This is a genomic window from Paraburkholderia sp. EG304 (genome assembly GCF_046543485.1).
Taxonomy (GTDB): Bacteria; Pseudomonadota; Gammaproteobacteria; order Burkholderiales; family Burkholderiaceae; genus Paraburkholderia; species Paraburkholderia youngii.
Map to the genome: position 1 here is coordinate 1 of NZ_JBKGUA010000185.1, position 1,964 is coordinate 1,964.

The 1,964-nt window shown below is 59.0% G+C and carries 1 protein-coding gene and 1 pseudogene; both read left to right on the top strand.

From position 1 onward, the window contains the following. Window positions 1-189, top strand: a 189-nt coding sequence (locus ACLFKU_RS43135) for a hypothetical protein (protein ID WP_410853311.1), incomplete at its 5' end; no start/stop codon positions are given. Next, window positions 147-1,178, top strand: a pseudogene (locus tag ACLFKU_RS43140) (IS3 family transposase); the annotation flags it as partial. The gene ACLFKU_RS43135 and the pseudogene ACLFKU_RS43140, both read left to right, overlap by 43 nt. Window positions 1,179-1,964 lie beyond the last annotated feature (786 nt).

The window sequence follows — 1,964 nt, forward strand, 5'->3', positions numbered from 1 at the left end:
ACCCGCACCTTCGTCAGCTTCCATCGCCAGCGTCTGCTGCTTCATCCTGTTCTGCCTTCCTTATCCACTCCGCTCTATAACGCTCCGAGTAGCTATGCGGTGGACTTGATCAGCAATGCCTTAAATTATGAGGTAGTCTTCTGCCTATGTTTAAGCCCAGTCACAACGTGGAACCTGTCGAAGTTCTGACCCAGCCGGAGCAGCGCCGCCGGCGTTCTGTCGAAGAGGAGCTCGCGATAGTGCGCGAGACTTTTGAGCCCGGAGCCACGGTTTCGGGAGTTGTCCGTCGCCACCAAGTGAATGCCAATCAGGTCTTTGCCTGGCGCAAGCTCTATCAGGACGGAAGCCTGTCGGCTGTCAGCGCCGGTGAACAGGTGGTGCCGGCCTCGGACCTGGCCGAGGCGATGAAGCAGATTCGCGAACTTCAGCGGCTGCTGGGCAAGAAAACAATGGAAGTGGAAATTCTCCGTGAAGCAGTGGAGTACGGTCGAGCAAAAAAATTGATTGCGCGCTCACCATTGCCGCCGGGGGACGACCGATGAAGACGGTCTGTGAAGTCCTGGGTGTGTCGCGCTCGAATCTCGCGGTCAAATCGAAGCGCCCCGCTGAATGGGTCGACCGGCGCAAGACGCCCGTTCTGGATGACGTGCCGCTCGTCACCGAACTTCAAGAGCTGGTCGCCGACCTGCCCACCTACGGCTACCGGCACGCATGGGCGCTGCTGAGGCGAAACCGGAATGCGCTGGGCCAACCGCGTGTCAATGTAAAGCGGGTGTATCGCGTCATGCGTAGCCACGGCCTGCTGCTCGAACGCCGACCGCGTCGACGGCAAGGTCGCGGTAGACAGCAGCAACGCCCGCTGGTGTTCGGACGGTTTCGAATTCCGCTGCGACGACGGTACCCCCTTACGCGTCATCTTTGCACTGGACTGCTGCGACCGGGAAGCCATGAGCTGGGCTGCGACGACGGGCGGCTACACCGGCGACGTGGTGCGCGACGTGATGCTTCAGGCTGTCGAGAACCGTTTCGCCGGTGCGTTGAAGGCTGAGAGCGAAATCGAGTGGCTGAGCGACAACGGTTCCTGCTACATTGCCGACGAGACGCTGACGTTCTCGCAGAAAATCGGTTTGAAGCCCGTCACGACACCTGTGCGAAGTCCGCAGAGCAAGGAGTCGGCTTCACATTGCACCTTGTCCGGTAGCTTGAGCGGTTATAAAGGTTGGTTGTGTTGCGTTGCGTCCGCCTGTGCCCCTCACAAGCACGACGTCGCCGAGGGGTTCGTACAGGCACCGATGATCGTGCCCGTAAATCTGGCGCCTTAGAAGCCCTTGCCGTCCCCATTGATGAACGGTTGTCTGGCTGACTTCGAGCTGCGCAGCGAGTTCTGCACCGGTAAGCAGGCCGCGCGAGCGCAGTCGCTCAAATCGGCTCGGAAGCCTGTATGTCGTCCGAACCAATGCGACCTTCCTCGCAGTAAATGCCTGATGTTGCCAGTTCGTATGCCCGAGTTCATTGAGTCGCGCAGCGACCTCCTGATCGGTACAGGTCTCTAGAAGCTCATCGATGACCGACACGACAGCCGGTTGTGTCTTGCGAACAAGTGCAATCGGTTTGGGTTTGTCGACTTCGAGTGAAGTCGTGCGGCCTCCCCGGAAACGCACGTGAATCGAGATCCTCTCCGCCTTTACCAGAGTAACGTCTTCAATCAGGAGTCCGAGCATACGTTTGCGTTCGACGGATTCAACACGGCTGTCGTTCCATATGTTGGCGAAGTCATCCGCTAGGGCGCGGATACGAGTGCGAGCCTCATCGCCGAGTAGTTTCTGGTCTGACTGTCAGAGGTGGCGCCGGAATTTCGGACAAGGTCGGTAAGTGGAACGGTCGGGGCCTGAGCTGGTCATAGGGACCAGCAAAAGGAACCCAAATATGGCAAAAAGAAGCCGCCGGTCGCATAGCCCGGCATT